Below are 1,639 nucleotides of genomic sequence, written 5' to 3'. Positions count from 1 at the left end.
GCGGCGAATGGGTTGAAAAATCCGGCAGGAATGACGAAGCCGGAGCCGAGATCGCTGCCATCCTCGGCATGGACAGGGAACAGTTCACCAGGGTGGTCATGCTCCCGCAGGGGGACTTTGCGGCCTTCCTCCGGTCCAAGGCCTCGGACCGCCTGGAACTCCTGCAGAAACTATTCGGGACCGAGCGCTTCGAGGCGGTCGAGCGGGAACTGGCCGTCAAGGCCGCCGATGCCGCCAAGGAGGTGGCAGGCCACAACGGCAAGCTGGCGCTGATCGTGGCACGTGCCGACGCCGAAGCCGCGGCAATGGACCTGGACATGACCTGTCTCTTATACACATCTAGATGTGTATAAGAGACAGGAGCGTCATCTGGGTGTCGTCGGAGAAGTGAGTCCCGCCGTCGAGCGCTTCGAAGCCCTGGAGCCCGGCCGCGCCGAAGCGGCCGCGGATGGCGCTGATGGAATCGAACTCGATGGCGTAGCCGAGGGAGTCGCCGAGCGCGCCGCCCAGCAGGCAGCCATGGATACGGGACGCCGGGGACGGCAGCGCGGTAGCGCCGGGAACATTGCTCATGCCACCAAATTTACCCGCCGGCCCGGCGGGAGAGCGCAGCGGCCGCTCCCCGGGACCGTGGCACGCTCACTCGGCGACGATCGCCAAGGGAAACGGCCGCTCCCCGGGGCGCTAAGCTCGCATTCAGCAACCGTCCAGACTCGCCTGCCAGAATGCAGGGGCTGACTCCCGCAGGTGCCGGTCTCACCGGCTCACCGAAACAAAGGAATTCCTGAACATGACCACCCCTGTGTCCGCACCCCCGACCGACCCCGAGCTGAATTCCGCCGGTGACGGCGGATTCCGGCCCGGACTCGTTTCCCGGCTGGGGGCCGAAGCGTTCGGAACCTTGTTCCTGGTGATCGCCGGACTGGGCGTTCCGCTCTTCACGCTTCCGCAGTCGAATCCGCTGCCGGCATCGCTGGCCGGCGGGCTCGCCGTGACGGCCGCGATGCTGGCCTTCGCCTACATCTCGGGCGGGCAGTTCAATCCGGCCATCACGCTGGGTAGCTTCGTGGCAGGAAAGATCCGCGCCGCCCACGCCGCCGCCTACATCGGCGCGCAGCTCATCGGCGCCGCCGCCGGCGCCCTGACACTCTTCGGCATCCTCCGCACCGTCCCCAACATTCCCGACACCCGGGCGGCGTTCGATACCGTGACCGCCGGATTCGGCGAACATTCCGTCATTCAGACGCCCATGGCGGGCGTCCTGCTGGCCGAAGTCCTGGGCGCAGCCCTCCTGGTCGCTGTTTTCCTCGGCACCACGGCGCGGCGCAACGTTCACGCGGCAGCGGCCCCGTTCGCCGTTGGCCTCGCGTTTGCCGTGCTGCTGCAGTTCGGGCAGGCCATCGGAAACGCGCCGTTCAACCCCGCCCGTGCCACGGCCTCCGCGCTGTTCAGCAACAGCTGGTCGCTGGAACAGCTCTGGCTCTTCTGGGTGGCCCCGCTGGTGGGTGCCGCCATCGCCGGCCTAGTCTTCCGGGGTTTCTCCGACAGCAGCGCCGCAGCGGGCACCGCTGTGGCGCATCCGGTCATCGACGAGGGTGACACCTGTCTCTTATACACATCTAGATGTGTATAAGAGACA

General features: G+C 67.0%; 1 protein-coding gene and 2 pseudogenes. 2 read left to right on the top strand and 1 reads right to left on the bottom strand.

What is annotated here, in order from left to right; genetic code table 11:
• Nucleotides 1-317 (top strand): annotated as a pseudogene (locus tag B1A87_RS22650) (SMC family ATPase); the annotation flags it as partial.
• Between the two features lie 34 nt (nt 318-351).
• Here B1A87_RS22650 and B1A87_RS22645 read toward each other — a convergent pair.
• A pseudogene (locus tag B1A87_RS22645) lies at nt 352-573 on the bottom strand (ADP-ribosylglycohydrolase family protein); the annotation flags it as partial.
• 217 nt (nt 574-790) lie between these two features.
• On the opposite strand from B1A87_RS22645, the gene B1A87_RS22640 reads away from it, so the two are divergent.
• Nucleotides 791-1,633, top strand: coding sequence for an MIP/aquaporin family protein (locus tag B1A87_RS22640; RefSeq protein WP_144275965.1), 843 nt, complete (start codon nt 791-793; stop codon nt 1,631-1,633).
• The last annotated feature ends 6 nt before the right edge of the window (nt 1,634-1,639 follow it).

It is taken from the genome of Arthrobacter sp. KBS0703, from assembly GCF_002008315.2.
Classification (GTDB): domain Bacteria; phylum Actinomycetota; class Actinomycetes; order Actinomycetales; family Micrococcaceae; genus Arthrobacter.
The sequence above is the reverse complement of the archived record's forward strand: the minus strand, read 5'-3'. Positions and strand labels throughout refer to the sequence as shown.

Excerpts from the sequence above, each read along its gene's own strand:
- B1A87_RS22640 (WP_144275965.1), top strand. The coding sequence starts at position 791 with ATGACCACCCCTGTGTCCGCACCCCCGACCGACCCCGAGCTGAATTCC.